Below are 278 nucleotides of genomic sequence, written 5' to 3' on the forward strand. Positions count from 1 at the left end.
AGCCCCGGCCTGGTCCGCGACCGTCAGTTCGGCGACCGCGTCCGGCGCGGCTGCGACCCCACCGAGGTACGGGCGTTTCTGCACCTGGTCGCCGACGAGTTGACCGCACTGCGCGCCGAACTGCGCTCCACCCAGGACGAGAACGTACGGGTCAAGCAGGCGTTGCGGGACTGGCAGTCAGAGCAGTTCCAGGCAGGGGTGACGGTGTGACCGGGGTCAACGGAGTCCCGGCCGGCTCGGTCCGCGTCGTCGGGTTCGGGTCCGAGCGGCGGCGGGCG

1 protein-coding gene is annotated in these 278 nt (G+C 72.3%); it reads left to right on the forward strand.

The window, feature by feature from the left end; all coding sequences use genetic code 11:
• Window positions 1-210 (forward strand): DivIVA domain-containing protein (locus tag ACFHVL_RS31540; RefSeq protein ID WP_416632272.1); only part of this gene is annotated, 210 nt, incomplete at its 5' end.
• Window positions 211-278 lie beyond the last annotated feature (68 nt).

It is taken from the genome of Micromonospora sp. LOL_023 (assembly GCF_048060115.1).
Lineage (GTDB): Bacteria > Actinomycetota > Actinomycetes > Mycobacteriales > Micromonosporaceae > Micromonospora_E.